The sequence below is a fragment of the Alcanivorax borkumensis SK2 genome, from assembly GCF_000009365.1.
Taxonomy (GTDB): Bacteria; Pseudomonadota; Gammaproteobacteria; order Pseudomonadales; family Alcanivoracaceae; genus Alcanivorax; species Alcanivorax borkumensis.
The window spans coordinates 442,642-456,988 of the sequence record NC_008260.1; the positions used below are offsets into that span (position 1 = coordinate 442,642).

Annotated in this window: 23 protein-coding genes; 21 read left to right on the forward strand and 2 right to left on the reverse strand. The window is 54.1% G+C overall.

What is annotated here, in order from left to right; genetic code table 11:
• Nucleotides 1–44: 44 nt before the first annotated feature.
• Both ABO_RS02045 and ABO_RS02050 read left to right on the forward strand, forming a co-directional pair.
• Nucleotides 45–1,355 (forward strand): alginate O-acetyltransferase AlgX-related protein, encoded by a 1,311-nt coding sequence (locus ABO_RS02045; protein ID WP_231483399.1) that lies wholly within the window; start codon nt 45–47, stop codon nt 1,353–1,355.
• Nucleotides 1,343–2,413, forward strand: a complete 1,071-nt coding sequence (locus ABO_RS02050) for a polysaccharide lyase (protein WP_144412617.1) — start codon at nt 1,343–1,345, stop codon at nt 2,411–2,413. Before ABO_RS02045 ends, ABO_RS02050 begins: the two co-directional genes overlap by 13 nt.
• Here the strand turns inward: ABO_RS02050 and ABO_RS02055 are convergent.
• Both ABO_RS02055 and ABO_RS02060 read right to left on the reverse strand, forming a co-directional pair.
• Complete coding sequence (locus ABO_RS02055) at nt 2,370–3,665, reverse strand: right-handed parallel beta-helix repeat-containing protein (protein ID WP_011587688.1); 1,296 nt, start codon at nt 3,663–3,665, stop codon at nt 2,370–2,372. The genes ABO_RS02050 and ABO_RS02055 overlap by 44 nt on opposite strands.
• Nucleotides 3,666–4,035: 370 nt before the next feature.
• Nucleotides 4,036–5,469 carry a mannose-1-phosphate guanylyltransferase/mannose-6-phosphate isomerase gene (locus ABO_RS02060; protein ID WP_011587689.1) on the reverse strand — a complete coding sequence of 478 codons (1,434 nt, stop codon included), beginning with the start codon at nt 5,467–5,469 and terminating at the stop codon, nt 4,036–4,038.
• A 400-nt stretch (nt 5,470–5,869) separates the two neighbouring features.
• Between ABO_RS02060 and rpsJ the strand changes: the two genes are divergently transcribed.
• Genes rpsJ through rpsE form a run of 19 tightly spaced genes read left to right on the forward strand, consistent with a single transcriptional unit; the run spans nt 5,870 to nt 14,334 of the window.
• Complete coding sequence (rpsJ, locus tag ABO_RS02065; RefSeq protein WP_007148458.1) at nt 5,870–6,181, forward strand: 30S ribosomal protein S10; 312 nt, start codon at nt 5,870–5,872, stop codon at nt 6,179–6,181.
• Nucleotides 6,182–6,223: 42 nt separating this feature from the next.
• Entirely contained in the window at nt 6,224–6,859 is a 636-nt protein-coding gene (gene rplC / locus ABO_RS02070; protein ID WP_011587690.1) for a 50S ribosomal protein L3, read from the forward strand.
• Between the two features lie 14 nt (nt 6,860–6,873).
• A complete protein-coding gene (rplD, locus tag ABO_RS02075) occupies nt 6,874–7,476 on the forward strand; it encodes a 50S ribosomal protein L4 (RefSeq protein ID WP_011587691.1) in 603 nt (200 codons plus the stop codon).
• Nucleotides 7,473–7,769, forward strand: coding sequence for a 50S ribosomal protein L23 (gene rplW, locus ABO_RS02080; RefSeq protein ID WP_011587692.1), 297 nt, complete (start codon nt 7,473–7,475; stop codon nt 7,767–7,769). The genes rplD and rplW overlap by 4 nt, the downstream gene beginning before the upstream one ends.
• Nucleotides 7,770–7,787: 18 nt before the next feature.
• A complete protein-coding gene (rplB, locus tag ABO_RS02085; protein WP_011587693.1) occupies nt 7,788–8,612 on the forward strand; it encodes a 50S ribosomal protein L2 in 825 nt (274 codons plus the stop codon).
• A gap of 22 nt (nt 8,613–8,634) precedes the next feature.
• The gene (gene rpsS / locus ABO_RS02090; protein ID WP_007151633.1) at nt 8,635–8,910 is read left to right on the forward strand and encodes a 30S ribosomal protein S19; all 276 of its coding nucleotides are present in this window, start codon (nt 8,635–8,637) and stop codon (nt 8,908–8,910) included.
• Nucleotides 8,911–8,920: 10 nt separating this feature from the next.
• The gene (gene rplV / locus ABO_RS02095) at nt 8,921–9,265 is read left to right on the forward strand and encodes a 50S ribosomal protein L22 (protein ID WP_007149326.1); all 345 of its coding nucleotides are present in this window, start codon (nt 8,921–8,923) and stop codon (nt 9,263–9,265) included.
• A 4-nt stretch (nt 9,266–9,269) separates the two neighbouring features.
• Complete coding sequence (gene rpsC, locus ABO_RS02100) at nt 9,270–9,962, forward strand: 30S ribosomal protein S3 (RefSeq protein WP_007149325.1); 693 nt, start codon at nt 9,270–9,272, stop codon at nt 9,960–9,962.
• Between the two features lie 13 nt (nt 9,963–9,975).
• Nucleotides 9,976–10,389 (forward strand): 50S ribosomal protein L16, encoded by a 414-nt coding sequence (rplP, locus tag ABO_RS02105; RefSeq protein ID WP_007150407.1) that lies wholly within the window; start codon nt 9,976–9,978, stop codon nt 10,387–10,389.
• 3 nt (nt 10,390–10,392) lie between these two features.
• Nucleotides 10,393–10,584 carry a 50S ribosomal protein L29 gene (gene rpmC, locus ABO_RS02110; protein WP_011587694.1) on the forward strand — a complete coding sequence of 64 codons (192 nt, stop codon included), beginning with the start codon at nt 10,393–10,395 and terminating at the stop codon, nt 10,582–10,584.
• A gap of 2 nt (nt 10,585–10,586) precedes the next feature.
• The gene (rpsQ, locus tag ABO_RS02115) at nt 10,587–10,850 is read left to right on the forward strand and encodes a 30S ribosomal protein S17 (RefSeq protein WP_011587695.1); all 264 of its coding nucleotides are present in this window, start codon (nt 10,587–10,589) and stop codon (nt 10,848–10,850) included.
• A 51-nt stretch (nt 10,851–10,901) separates the two neighbouring features.
• The gene (gene rplN, locus ABO_RS02120; RefSeq protein ID WP_007151625.1) at nt 10,902–11,270 is read left to right on the forward strand and encodes a 50S ribosomal protein L14; all 369 of its coding nucleotides are present in this window, start codon (nt 10,902–10,904) and stop codon (nt 11,268–11,270) included.
• A 15-nt stretch (nt 11,271–11,285) separates the two neighbouring features.
• Nucleotides 11,286–11,594: a 50S ribosomal protein L24 gene (rplX, locus tag ABO_RS02125; RefSeq protein WP_011587696.1), complete on the forward strand. Its 309-nt coding sequence runs from the start codon at nt 11,286–11,288 to the stop codon at nt 11,592–11,594.
• 12 nt (nt 11,595–11,606) lie between these two features.
• Nucleotides 11,607–12,146, forward strand: a complete 540-nt coding sequence (gene rplE, locus ABO_RS02130) for a 50S ribosomal protein L5 (protein WP_011587697.1) — start codon at nt 11,607–11,609, stop codon at nt 12,144–12,146.
• A gap of 11 nt (nt 12,147–12,157) precedes the next feature.
• On the forward strand, nt 12,158–12,463 hold the full coding sequence (rpsN, locus tag ABO_RS02135; RefSeq protein WP_011587698.1) for a 30S ribosomal protein S14: 306 nt from the start codon (nt 12,158–12,160) through the stop codon (nt 12,461–12,463).
• 35 nt (nt 12,464–12,498) lie between these two features.
• Nucleotides 12,499–12,891, forward strand: a complete 393-nt coding sequence (gene rpsH, locus ABO_RS02140; protein ID WP_011587699.1) for a 30S ribosomal protein S8 — start codon at nt 12,499–12,501, stop codon at nt 12,889–12,891.
• A gap of 31 nt (nt 12,892–12,922) precedes the next feature.
• On the forward strand, nt 12,923–13,456 hold the full coding sequence (rplF, locus tag ABO_RS02145) for a 50S ribosomal protein L6 (protein ID WP_011587700.1): 534 nt from the start codon (nt 12,923–12,925) through the stop codon (nt 13,454–13,456).
• Nucleotides 13,457–13,473: 17 nt separating this feature from the next.
• A complete protein-coding gene (rplR, locus tag ABO_RS02150) occupies nt 13,474–13,824 on the forward strand; it encodes a 50S ribosomal protein L18 (protein ID WP_011587701.1) in 351 nt (116 codons plus the stop codon).
• A gap of 12 nt (nt 13,825–13,836) precedes the next feature.
• Complete coding sequence (rpsE, locus tag ABO_RS02155) at nt 13,837–14,334, forward strand: 30S ribosomal protein S5 (protein ID WP_035459318.1); 498 nt, start codon at nt 13,837–13,839, stop codon at nt 14,332–14,334.
• The last annotated feature ends 13 nt before the right edge of the window (nt 14,335–14,347 follow it).

A 14,347-nucleotide genomic window follows, 5' to 3' on the forward strand; every position in this document is an offset into this window, starting at 1 on the left:
CTGGCCGGCAAATAGAAGAGCGTGATGTTATGCATGGCGCTTTCTTGAAACCCCCGTTCACCTGTGCCGCTCTGTCCGACCCTGATATCTACGCTGAAGGTGTCATGGCCAGTATGCGGCAGCTGGTCGCCGGTGAGCCTTACTGGTTTTTTCGTACCGAAGTGGATTTGCAGCAATCGTTCCCTCTGGATGCGGCCAGTCGGCAGGCGTTTGCTGAACTGGTGGAGCGACTGGAGCGGCGAGGTGTCAGGTTGGTGGTGATGTTGCAGCCGACCCGTGGTCTGATGCACGCGGATGCTCTGGTATCGCCTTGGAAAGAGCGCTACTCGAGGGCTGCCGCGCGGCAGTCTTTCCTGGAAAAGGCGCAAACATTACGCTCGCTAGGGGCAATGGTTGTTGACATGGAGCCAGTGCTAACCGGCAAGCACGAGCAGGAATATTTTTTCCGCCGTGATCACCACTGGACACCCTATGGTGCGCAAGTGAGCGCCAGACAGGTGGCGAAGGCGATGTTGGCGGACCCCGGTATCGATCAACTTGCCGAGATGACGTTTGAAACCCGGCCGGGTATTTTGCTGCGCAAGATGGGCACCATGAATGTGGCGGTCAAAGTCGTCTGCGGCAATGCGTATAACTATCAGTGGGTTCGCGGCAGCGTCACGGTGCCGAAAGAGGGAATGGATAGTGCCGATACCCTGTTCGGTGATGTGGCGACGCCAGCCATCGCTCTGGTGGGCACCAGTAATTCCGATAACCGTGATGATCGCTATAAGAACTACAATTTTCAGGGTTTTTTGCAGCAATACCTGAGTCGTGATGTTGTGAATTTTGCTATGACCGGTGGTGGTGCCACCGGCTCACTGGAAGATGTGCTGCTTTCAGAGGCCTATCAAAATGGTCAGTTCCGTTATCTGATCTGGGAGCTGCCGGTGAGTTATGCCATAGACGACCAGTCAATCTGGCGACAATTACTGCCAGAAGCATCTGGTGGGTGTACGGATAAAACCCTGTTGGCTAGTGATACGGTGACCTTGCCAATATCCGAAGCGGACGAGAGGGCAGAGGTTTTGGCGAATGCCGGGCAACATCGGCGTGTTACGGCGGGCAAGTCCCATCTGTTGCTGGACATGAATTTCTCGGCCAATAACCTCAAGGAATTTTATGTGCTAGCGTATTACGATAATGGTCAGCGCGAGAAAATCCGCATTCGACGCCCTGCTCGTTTGGATACCGGCCGCTTTATGTTGCGTCTGGATCCACCGGGGCGCCAAAGCAATCTGTTATCCGTGCTGCTGGAGTTTGAACAACCGGTAGCTGAGGCGATGAAAGTGGAGACATCACTGTGCGACTACTGAAGGGAATATTGTTGGTGTTGGTTACCGGGTGTTCGCAAGCCTCGTTGGTGCCGCTTTTCGATAGTCAGCCTCTGGATCAGGTTAAGCCCGATGTGCGGGCGCTGAATCGATGTCAGGCTGAGTCTCAGGGGTATCCGCCTTATCCGGGCCAGCTGAAAATGGGCAGCAAGTATGATCAGGGCCAGGCCAGCAAGGATGTGTTGGACGAGAAGGCCGCCCGCCGTTACCAGAGTCAGGTGAGCGCGATCTACAGTTACTTGGCCTTTCTGGGTCAGGTTACGGAATATATGCGCAAACCCGATCCTGCCATTCGCGCGGCGGCGAAGGAATGCTTTTCCATGGCAGTGGCATCTTGGGCTCAAGCGGGCGCGCTTACACAAAAAGACGCCAGTAAGCAGGGGGAGGCAGTTCGGAAATGGTTTTTGTCTGCCTTGGCCATGAACATGATGAAGGCTCAGGCCCTGACGGCCTGGCAAGTGAGTGAGGAGCAGCGCGATTGGTTGAGGTTGCTGGCGGATAGGGTGCAGATTTATGCCACTCCCCGGCGTCAGCGCATGGATCTCTACAATAATCATGATTACTGGTCGTCTTGGGCGGTTATGGCCGCTGGATTGGTGCTTGATGAGCCGGCGCGGCTATCTTGGGCTGAGCAGGGCTACTGGCTGGCCATCGGGCAGATTACGCCCAGAAACGGCGGGGTGGTGTTGCCTCGGGAGGCTGCTCGTGGCAAGCGCGCGGAGGAGTACCATGCTTTTGCAATTACGCCGTTGATATTGATGGCGGAGGCGGGTACTCGCAATGGCTTGCCGCTCTATGAAGGTGATGGTCAACAGCTGCATGCTCTGGCTGCTCAGGTGGTACATTTCTGGGCGCAGGATGGCAAGGGTGTCTCGTTTGCTCAACGGCAGGTGGCCATTGATGATCACAAAATGGCTTGGTGGCCGGTGTATGCCCATCGCTTTCCTGAGCGCCTGCCGTTACCGGCAGGCGATGCTGATCGGTTTGGCTCTCGATTCACAGGGGGCTCGTTAGCGGGATTGTGGCAAGCGACTCCGTAAACGGGACGACCACCTCCTGAGTCTGTAACAACGTGGGTAATAGGTCGGCTTCCTTGCCGGCCAGGTTACCTGCCAGATATTTTCCCTGATTGCTGCGATGGCGCAGACTCACTCTCTTTAACTGCAGCGAGCCTTCGCCGCCGGTATGCAAGGCCGCCAGCCGGTTGAGATGCAGGTGCAGCTCCGCCATGTTGCCGGTGATCTGCCGACCGTCTTCTGCTTGAATGGAAATGGCATAGCGCTGATTGTGGCTGATGTCAGCGCTGTTCAGGGTGATGTGCATGCTGCCATCCAGCCGCAGGCCGTCGCTGCCATTGCCGTTCAGGTTCAGTGTATCCATTAGGGTAATCTGTTGTCCGCGCTGGCTTTTGATCTGGATGCCGTATTCTTGGTTATTGAGGCTGGCCACTTGGCTAATGTGTATCTCACCGGTGTGGTCCTCCAGTAACAGGCCACTGCCACCATTATTCTGAAGTTGGCTATCGGCAATAGAAATGGTGCGGTTGCCGCCCGCGCGCAAGCCATGCCCTTTTGAATCGTTGACCTGTAATCGCTCAATGTGGGCTGGGCTGTTGTACAGCACGACTCCCTGCTCTCGGCTGGCACTGATAGAGAGATTGACAATGCTGACGCGGCTGCCTGCTTCTGCGTCTACGCCTCGGTGGAGGTTGCTGAAACGGGAATCGTGAATGAACAGTTGCGCAGGAGCGCCTGCGCCCTGATACCGATGGCGTGCTACGCTGACCCCGTTGGCTCGGTAATCGGCACGGCCAAGGTCTGCCAAGACGCTATTCTTGATTCGGGTAGTCGAGCCGCCCCAGCCATGGATAAAGCCACTGTTTTGATCGCCGTTACTGGACAGGGAACTGTTATCAATGAGCAGCTTGCCCCGGTTGATCAGGCAGCCGCCGTGACGACCTTCTATAAACAAAGTGCTGGCGGAGAGGATCAGCCGAGCGCCGGGACCAATTATCAGCGGATAGTGCAGCGTCCAGCCGGATGCTGTTCGGCTAAGGGCGCGGGTGTCCAGCTGGCGAGCCAATTGCGCAAGCGTGTATTCGCCGCCATTAAGGACGATGGCTTGGGGATGGCCTTGTTGATATCGGGCGATCTGTCGGAATAGACCGTTGCTGGCAAAAGTCTCGAGAGGCCAATTGCTGGCTTCGTTTGCGTAAATGGGCGTCAGCTGAACTGCAGCCAGGGCGGGCTGGAATGTCAGCATGACTAACAGTGCAGCGAGAAATGTCTTCATTATGCATTCCGTAGCAGGGTGCTCAGTTCCCCGGTCTTGCTGGCTAGCATTTCCGGATTGGATTAGGTTTCCTCATTCAGTCGGACAAGGAGGGTGGCGCTGAACGCTAGGCTTACGCCATCGGTGTCATTCTGAATGAAGGCTGGTCGAGTATTTTTCGTAGAGCCAAACGGCTGTCAGGCGCGGGGAAATCGACTCCCTCGGATACCGAATAGTCTTCGGCTCCTGAAGCAGTGGTGGCACTCATCGTACCTCCGTAGAGGGTATCATCCTTGCGCATGTGCTCCTTAGATGAAGGCGTGGCCGCGGTCGGCCTGGAGGTGGAGGGGGTCGACATATGCCTCCTCGGTGCCTCCCAGGCCGGCCGGGCTCATGGCAGAAGCGCCACTTTTTTTGAAGCGTCATCGCGATCGTAGCGATCGCTGATACGGATGATATCGTCTTCACCCAGATAGGTGCCGGACTGGACTTCGATCAGTTCGAGAGGAATGCGGCCTGGATTCTCCAATGAATGCACTTCGCCGATAGGAATGAAGGTGGACTGGTTCTCCGCAACCAAGTACGTCTTCTCCCCGCAGGTAACTTTGGCAGTACCAGAAACCACAATCCAGTGCTCGGCCCGGTGGTGGTGCATCTGGACAGAAAGCTGTTCGCCGGGTTTTACGGTTATGTGCTTCACCTGATAGCGATTGCCTTTGTCCAAGGAATCGTACTTGCCCCAGGGGCGGTGAACAAGGCGGTGATTCTCTGTTTCTGGTCGTTTGCGAGCCTTGAGGGTGTCGGTAATGCGTTTTACTTCCTGGGCTTGACTCTTGTGGGCCACCAGAATGGCATCCGGGGTGTCTACGACCACCAGATCTTCTACGCCGAGCAGGGCAACGAGGCGATCGTCGCTAATGGCTAGATTATTGCTGCTCCCATGGGTAATGATATCGCCGCGCAGATGATTGCCGTCGCCATCTTTGTCGAGATGATCCCACAGGGATTGCCAGGAGCCAAGGTCATTCCAGAGTAGCTCTACAGGCACCACAGCTCCGTCAGCGGTGTGCTCCATAATGGCATAGTCGATGGACAGTTCTTCGCAGCGGGCGAAGCTGGGTTCATCTAAGCGAATAAAATCAAGGTCGGCCTCAGCCTGAAGCAAGGAGTGAGTGCAGTGGGCTAGCATATGTGGATGCCGTTCACGTAATTCCTGTAAATAGCGTTCAGCTCGGAACAAGAACATGCCACTGTTCCATAGATAGTTGCCGTCATCCAGGAACTGTTGCGCGGTGGGAGCGTCTGGTTTTTCCACAAAGCGTTCAATCAGATGGTGTTTCCCGCGGGCTTCCCCCATGCAGATATACCCATATCCGGTTTCTGGCCGGGTTGGTTGTATGCCGAAGGTGACGAGCAAGCCGGTTTCAGCTGCTTCGCAGCCGACGTTGATCGTTTCCTCGAGCGCCTCCGGGTTACGGATGGCATGGTCTGCAGGGCAAACAAAGATTTTCGCATTGGTGTTGCGTTGGCGAGCCTGAAGTGCGGCCAGAGCCACAGCTGGTGCGGTATTGCGCCCGCAGGGCTCAAGCAAAATGTCGGCCTCGATGCCAATATCTTGAAGTTGTTCTGCAACCAGAAAGCGGTGCTCTTGATTACAGACAACAATAGGCCGTACAGCGCGTAATTCTGCGGGGAGGCGCAGGATCGTGGCCTGCAGCATGCTGAATTCGCCATTCAGGCGCAGCAACTGCTTGGGGTAATGAGAGCGAGAAAGCGGCCACAGGCGTGAGCCGGTGCCGCCGGCAATAATGACTGGAATCAGCATCAGCGATTTCTTCCTTCCTATCTAGCAAGCCCACAAAATGGTGGGGGTGGTGCACAAGCGTGCTCCTGACCACCAAACATGCGCCGTTGCTGGTGATACAGGGAAGGCCGGCACCGCAGGTTTTACGAAATTACGTACGCATGGATAATTTGGTAACGCCCCGAAAGGAGTAGTTTTCGGATGCAGTGCTCCTCCTAACGGCTAATTTGCACTTTGATTGAAATTACCCCTTGCAAAGATAGGGGGGGCTCTCTATTATTCGCCCCCTGTCTTCGGGCAGAACCAACCGGGGCATTGTTCCCGGGCTTGTTTTGATACCACTCACCTATCAATAGTGATTAGGTAAGTGGGCTTTTTGCCATATAATATGTGGCTCGAAACGGTCTGGAGTTTGTTAGCTATGGCTAACCAAAGAATCCGTATTCGTCTCAAGGCCTTTGATCATCGTCTGATTGATCAGTCTGCCCAAGAGATTGTGGATACGGCCAAACGGACAGGCGCGCAAGTAACGGGGCCAATCCCGCTGCCTACGCGTAAAGAACGCTTTACAGTGCTGGTCTCTCCGCACGTAAACAAAGATGCGCGAGATCAGTATGAGATCCGCACCCACAAGCGGCTGGTTGATATTGTCGAGCCTACGGATAAGACCGTAGACGCGCTGATGAAGCTGGATCTGGCTGCTGGTGTGGACGTGCAGATCAGCCTGGGTTAACAACGGGCGGGTTTATCCCGACAGGTTGTGAAGAGGTAAACAATGGCGATTGGTGTGATCGGTCGAAAATGCGGCATGACCCGGGTCTTCACTGAAGAAGGTGTCAGTGTGCCGGTGACTGTGATTGAGGTTGGCCCTAACCGGGTTTCCCAGGTCAAGACCGAAGAGTCGGATGGCTATCAAGCCGTGCAGGTAACTGTCGGTGAGCGCCGTGCCAGCCGCGTGACTAAGGCGCAAGCCGGTCATTTCGCGAAAGCTGGTGTTGAGGCGGGCCGTGGTGTCTGGGAATTCCGTGCTGAAGCTGGTGAGTTTGAGGCGGGTTCTTCGGTGACTGTTGAGGGGTTTGAGGCTGGCCAGATGATTGATGTCACTGGTACCTCCAAGGGTAAAGGATTTGCTGGCGGTGTTAAGCGCTGGAATTTCAGTACCCAGGACGCCACTCACGGTAACTCCTTGTCTCACCGTGCTCCGGGTTCTATTGGTCAAAACCAGACCCCGGGTCGAGTGTTTAAAGGCAAGAAGATGGCCGGTCATCTGGGTGCAGAGCGTGTCACCGTCCAGAATTTGGAAGTGGTGCGTGTCGATGCTGACAAGAATCTGTTGCTGGTTAAAGGTGCGGTCCCCGGTGCTACCGGTGGTGATGTGATCGTGCGTCTGGCAGTGAAGGCGAAGGCCTGAAAGAGGAATAGAGGATGAATCTCAATACTGCCTCTGGAGGTACCGTTACCGTTTCCGAAGTCGCCTTCGGCAAGGACTTTAACGAGCCTCTGGTTCATCAGGTTGTGACTGCGTTTCTGGCTGGTGCCCGTCAGGGTTCTAAGGCTCAGAAAAACCGTTCCGATGTGAGTGGTGGTGGTCGTAAGCCGTGGCGTCAAAAAGGCACTGGCCGTGCGCGAGCGGGTACGATTCGTAGCCCGATCTGGCGTGGCGGCGGCAAGACTTTTGCTGCGGTACCGCGGGACCACTCTCAGAAAGTGAACCGTAAAATGTACCGCGGTGCGCTGCAGTGCATTATGTCTGAGCTTGTTCGTCAGGAGCGCTTGGTTGTTGTTGATGAGTTTACTGTGGACTCGCCGAAGACCAAAGCTGTTGCGGCAAAGCTGAAAGGTATGGAGCTGACTAGCGTGCTCATCGTCACTGACAATGTTGACGAGAACCTGTTTATGGCTTCACGTAATTTGCCGAAGGTTGATGTGCGCGATTCTCAGGGCGTTGATCCGGTGAGTCTGATTGCTTTCGAGAAGGTGCTGATTACTGTGCCGGCTCTGAAGAAGCTTGAGGAGGCCCTGGCATGAATCAAGAGCGTATTTTGCAGGTGCTGCGTGCGCCGCATGTTTCTGAAAAGGCCACTGTTCAGGCTGATCAGAACAACACCTTTGTATTTAAGGTTGCTAAAGATGCGAGCAAGCTGGAAATAAAAAAAGCAGTAGAAGCGCTTTTTGAAGTGAAAGTTGAAGCTGTTCGTACCGCCAACATGAAAGGCAAGTCCAAATTCTTTGGTCGCGTAGCGGGTAAGCGCGTTGACTGGAAGAAGGCCTATGTTTCCCTCGCGGAAGGCCAGGACATTGACTTCCTGGGCGCAGAGTAAGGAAGGGAGTAAGGAATAATGGCGATTGTAAAGTGCAAGCCGACTTCTCCGGGCCGCCGCTTTGTAGTCAAGGTGGTCAACGAAGATCTGCACAAAGGTGCTCCCTACGCGCCACTGTTAGAAGCCAAGGCGAAAAACGGTGGTCGTAACAACAACGGTCGTATTACCACTCGTCATAAGGGTGGCGGTCACAAGCAGAAGTATCGTGTGATCGATTTCCGTCGTAACAAAGACGGTATCGCCGGTGTTGTTGAGCGCCTGGAGTATGACCCGAACCGTACCGCGCATATTGCGCTGGTGAAGTACTTGGACGGTGAGCGTCGATACATTCTGGCTCCTAAAGGGCTGAAAGCAGAAGATCGTATCCAGTCCGGTGAAGATGCACCGATTAAGCTGGGTAACGCACTTCCGCTGCGTAATATTCCGCTAGGTTCCACTATCCACAATGTGGAAATGAAGCCTGGGAAAGGTGGTCAAATTGCTCGATCTGCAGGGACTTCCGTGCAGCTGTTGGCAAAAGATGGCCAGTATGTGACTCTGCGTCTGCGCTCCGGCGAGATGCGCAAAGTTCATGCTGACTGCAAGGCTACCATCGGTGAAGTATCCAACAGTGAGCACAGCTTGCGCTCATTGGGTAAGGCGGGCGCTAAGCGCTGGCGGGGTGTTCGACCTACCGTTCGCGGTGCGGCGATGAACCCGGTAGACCATCCACATGGTGGTGGTGAAGGGCGCAGCTCTGGTGGCCGTCATCCGGTTACACCTTGGGGTGTTCCGACCAAAGGCTACAAGACCCGTACAAACAAGCGCACGACCAAAATGATTGTGCGTGACCGTCGTAAGTAAGGGATAGAGAGAGGTTCAGGCTGTGCCACGTTCACTGAAAAAAGGTCCTTTTGTGGATCACCACCTGCTAGGCAAGGTGGAAGATGCGGTGGAAGCCGGCTCCCGTAAGCCGATTAAAACCTGGTCTCGCCGCTCCATGATCATTCCGGAGATGGTGGGCCTGACTATTGCGGTATATAACGGCAAGCAACATGTGCCGGTAATGGTTTCCGAGCATATGGTTGGCCACAAGCTGGGCGAATTTGCCCTGACCCGCAATTACCGCGGGCATGCCGTGGACAAGAAGGCTAAGCGATAAGGTGACAGTTATGGCTACTGAAGTTGCAGCCCGTCTGCGCGGTGCAAGAATTTCGGCTCAGAAAGCCCGCCTCGTAGCTGACCAGGTCCGTGGCCTGGAGGTTGAGAAGGCGCTGAATCTTCTGGAATTCAGCCCGAAGAAGGCGGCAAAAATCGTTAAGAAAGTGCTGGAGTCCGCGATTGCAAATGCGGAAAACAACGACGGCGCTGACGTAGATGAGCTGAAGGTGTCCACGGTATTCGTGGATGAAGGTATGACGATGAAACGGATTCGTCCGCGGGCCAAAGGCCGTGCAGACCGTATCCTAAAGCGTACTTGCCACATTACTGTGAAAGTCTCAGAAGGTCAGGAGTAACCAGATGGGTCAGAAAGTTCATCCGGTCGGTATTCGCCTTGGCATTGTCAAAGAGCATAATTCGCTTTGGTATGCCGGACCGAAGTCTTATTCAGACTGCCTGGTTACCGATCTACAAGTGCGTGAATATCTTTTTAAGCGCCTTAAAAGTGCATCGGTAAGCCGTATCAAGATCGAGCGTCCTTCTGAAAACGTTCGCATCACTATTGCTACTGCGCGTCCGGGTATTGTTATTGGCAAGAAAGGTGAAGACGTTGAGCGTCTGCGTCGGGATGTTGCGGCCAAGATGGGTGTGCCTGTGCACATCAATATCGAGGAAGTACGCAAGCCTGACTTAGATGCCCGCTTGGTAGGTGACAATGTCGCCGGCCAGCTGGAGCGTCGAGTTATGTTCCGCCGCGCTATGAAGCGTGCGGTACAGAACGCCATGAAGTCTGGTGCTGAAGGTATTCGTATTCAGTTGTCCGGTCGTTTGGGTGGTGCAGAGATTGCGCGTACCGAATGGTACCGCGAAGGCCGAGTGCCGCTGCATACTTTGCGTGCTGACATCGACTACGCAAGCGTACGTGCTGAAACCACTTACGGCACCATCGGTGTGAAGGTCTGGATCTTCCGCGGCGAAGTGCTTGGTGGCATGGAGCAGGTACAGGAAGAGCAGAAGCAGTCCAAGGGCGCGAAGAAGCGCGGCCGCGGTTAAAGGGTAACGAACGATGTTGCAGCCGAAGCGTACCAAATTCCGGAAAGTGATGAAGGGCCGTAACCGTGGCCTGGCACAGCGGGGCAGCAAGGTGTCTTTCGGCACCATTGGCCTGCAGGCGACTGGTCGTGGCCGTATTACTGCGCGCCAGATCGAAGCAGCCCGACGTGCAATGACCCGCCATATCAAGCGGGGCGGTAAAATTTGGATCCGGGTATTTCCGGACAAGCCGATTACCAATAAGCCTCTTGAAGTGCGGATGGGTAAAGGTAAAGGTTCTGTAGAGTACTGGGTTGCTCAAATTCAACCCGGGAAAATGCTTTACGAAATGGAAGGTGTGTCAGAAGACGTTGCGCGTGAAGCGTTCCGTCTGGCCGCGGCCAAGCTGCCGGTAAGCACCCGTGTCGTTACTCGGACGGTGATGTAAGCCATGAAAGCGAGCGAGCTGAAAGAAAAGAGTGTCGAGGAGCTGCAGCAGACGCAAATCGAGCTGCTTGAGGAACAATTCAAGCTGCGTATGAAGAGCGCGTCCGGTCAGATTTCTAAAACCCATGAGCTTGGGACGGTTCGCCGCAATATTGCGCGCGTAAAGACCATTCTGAGAGAGAAACAGGGTAACTAGTCATGGCAGAGGCGAACACAATGCGCCGGACCGCTACCGGCAAAGTCATCTCTAATAAAGGTGACAAAACTATCACTGTGTTGGTAGAGCGCCGGGTTCAGCACCCGATTTACGGCAAGATCATCAAGCGTTCCACTAAACTGATGGCGCATGATGAAGAAAATCAATGTCGTGAAGGTGACCTGGTCACCATCGAGGAGTGCCGGCCGCTGTCTAAGCGTAAAGCTTGGATGCTGGTTAACGTAGTTGAACAGTCTAAGGCCTAAACGGACCGTTGCTGTGGCTGCCTGTAAGGGCAGAGTTGGAGAGATTAAGCGATGATTCAGACCGAAAGCATGCTCGAGGTTGCTGATAACAGTGGCGCCCGTCGAGTACAGTGCATCAAAGTGCTGGGTGGTTCTCACCGCCGCTATGCAGGCATTGGTGACATCATCAAGGTCACAGTAAAGGAAGCGATTCCTCGCGGCCGTGTCAAGAAAGGCGACGTGATGACCGCTGTGGTTGTTCGTACCCGTAAAGGTGTACGTCGTCCTGACGGATCTTTGATTCGTTTTGATGAAAATGCCGCCGTGTTGTTGAACAACAACAAAGCACCGGTTGGTACTCGGATCTTCGGCCCAGTAACGCGCGAGCTGCGTACTGAGCAATTTATGAAGATCATTTCCCTGGCACCTGAAGTTCTGTAAAGGCGGGTGAAGGTAATGCTCAAGATTAAGCGTGATGACGAAATCATCGTAATTGCGGGAAAGGACAAAGGTAAGCGTGGCTCTGTTCAGCAAGTTCTGGACAATGGTCGCCTCATCGTTGCTGGCGTTAACATGGTCAAGAAGCATGTTAAAGCCAATCCTAACCGTGGTACTCAAGGCGGCATCGTAGAACAGGAAGCATCGCTAAACGCTTCCAACGTTGCCATCTGGAATCCCAAGACGCAGAAAGCGGATCGTGTGGGCTTCCGGTTTGAAGACGGCAAAAAAGTTCGCTTCTTCAAGTCCAACGGCGAAGCGCTGTAGGTTAGGTGACCCATGAGTGATCTGAAAAAGATTTATCAAGACGAAATCGCGCCCAAGCTGAAAGAAGAGCTTGGTCTCGGTAACATCATGGAAGTGCCGAAGATCACCAAGATCACCCTTAATATGGGTGTTGGTGAAGCTTCTGCGGATCGTAAAGCGATGGAAGGTGCTTTGTCGGATATGACGGCCATTTCTGGTCAGAAGCCGCTGGTAACCAACGCGCGGAAGTCTGTTGCAGGCTTCAAGATCCGTGAAGGTTGGCCGATTGGCTGCAAGGTGACCATGCGCAATCAGAGAATGTATGAATTCCTTGAGCGTCTGGTTTCTGTTGCCATTCCACGTATTCGTGACTTCCGTGGTTTGAATCCGAAATCCTTCGATGGCCGGGGCAACTTCTCCATGGGTCTGCGTGAGCAGATCGTGTTCCCGGAAATCGATTTCGACAAGGTCGATAAGCTGCGTGGTATGGATATTACGATTACCACTACAGCCAAGACTGATGACGAAGCACGGGCGCTGCTGCGCGCCTTCAACTTCCCGCTGAAGGGCTAAGAGGATTTATCATGGCTAAAGAATCCATGAAAAACCGGGAAGCAAAACGCACAAAGCTGGTTCAGCGTTTTGCCGCCAAGCGCTCAGCGCTTAAGGCGATCATCCAGGATCCCAATGCAGAACCTGAAGCGAAGTGGGATGCTCAGCTTCAGCTGCAAAAATTGCCGCGCGATTCTTCTCCGGTTCGTCAGCGTAATCGCTGTCGTCTGACCGGTCGTCCGCACGGTTACTACCGCAAATTCGGCCTTAGCCGGATCAAGCTGCGTGAAGCAGCGATGCGCGGTGACGTTCCAGGTCTGGTTAAAGCCAGCTGGTAATAAGCCAAGAGTTTAGGTAGCGGAGCGATTGCGGCATGAGCATGCAAGATACCCTGGCGGATATGTTTACACGTATCCGTAACGCCCAGATGGCCAAGAAAGTACAGGTAGAGATTCCTGCTTCAAAAGCAAAGGAAGCTGTTGCCAAAGTACTGAAGGACGAGGGCTACATCGCAGGTTACGAAGTAACTGGCGATAAAAAACCGGTAATGACGGTTGAGCTTAAATATTACGAAGGCAGTCCGGTGATCGAGAAGATTGCACGGGTAAGCCGTCCTGGTCTGCGGGTTTATAAGTCCGCGGGTGAGATCCCCAAGGTTAAAGATGGCCTTGGTGTTATGATCGTATCCACTAATCAGGGCATTATTTCTGACCGCGCAGCGCGCAAAGCCAATATTGGTGGCGAGCTGATCTGCGAAGTGTCCTAACAGAAGCGGCGTAGACAGGTTAGGTGCAGCAATGTCTAGAGTAGCAAAAAGTCCGGTAAATCTGCCTAAAGGCGTCGAGGTTAAAATCGATGGCCAAAAAGTCGCTGTAAAAGGTGGCAAAGGCAGCCTGGAGCATGAAGTTCACGAGCTGGTAGCAGTGTCCTTGGAAGATGGCGTGGTGTCGGTTAAACCCCACGACGACTCTCAGAAGGGCTGGGCGTTAGCTGGAACCACGCGTGCTCTGCTGAATAACATGGTAACCGGCGTTGCCGATGGGTTTGAGCGTAAGCTTCAACTCTTGGGTGTTGGTTACCGCGCGCAGGCTCAGGGCAAGGTTCTTAACCTGACCCTCGGTTTCTCCCATCCGGTGGCTTACCAATTGCCAGAAGGGATTACCGTTGAAACTCCGAGCCAGACAGAAATTGTCATTAAAGGCATTGATAAGCAACTGGTAGGTCAAGTTGCTGCCAATGTTCGGGCCTTCCGTCCGCCTGAGCCTTACAAGGGCAAAGGGGTGCGCTATGCTGATGAGCAAGTGCGCCGTAAGGAAGCCAAGAAGAAATAATCGTCGAGATTGATGCCATGAAAGACAAAAAAGTTGCACGTCTACGCAGGGCCAAACGCACTCGTCTGAAGATTCGCGAGTTGGGTGAAGTTCGCCTTTGCGTACATCGTACCCCGCGTCATATTTATGCGCAGGTAATCTCTGCGGCAGGCGACCAGGTGTTGGCTTCTGCCAGCACAGTGGAGAAAGATTTGCGTGCTGACGCTACCGGCAACGCTGATGCAGCGACCAAAGTTGGTCAGATCATCGCTCAGCGTGCTAAAGAAGCGGGCATTGAGCGCGTAGCCTTTGACCGTTCTGGTTTTAAATATCACGGTCGCGTAAAGGCGCTGGCTGATGCCGCGCGTGAAAACGGGCTTGAATTCTAAGGGTGCTTGGTTATGGCGAAGGTTGATCCCAACGAAGGTCTGCAGGAAAAACTGGTTCAGGTAAACCGGGTTGCTAAAGTAGTAAAAGGCGGCCGGATTTTTGGTTTTACCGCGTTGACTGTAGTGGGTGACGGCAAGGGTAAAGTTGGCTTTGGTCGTGGTAAGGCGCGTGAAGTGCCTGCTGCTATCCAGAAAGCCTTAGAAGCTGCCCGCCGCAACATGATTCAGGTGGAGCTGAATGGCACCACCATCCAGCACCCAATGAAGGCCCGTCATGGTGCCTCTAAGGTGTACATGCAGCCGGCCGATGAAGGTACCGGTGTGATTGCCGGCGGTGCTATGCGCGCCGTACTGGAAGTCGCAGGCGTTCAGAACGTACTGGCCAAATGCTACGGCTCCACAAACCCGGTAAACGTGGTTCGGGCTACCTTCAATGGTCTGAAATCCATGGCTTCTCCGGAATCTGTGGCTGCCAAGCGTGGCAAGTCTGTTGATGAGATTCTGAACTAAGCGCAGATAAGCG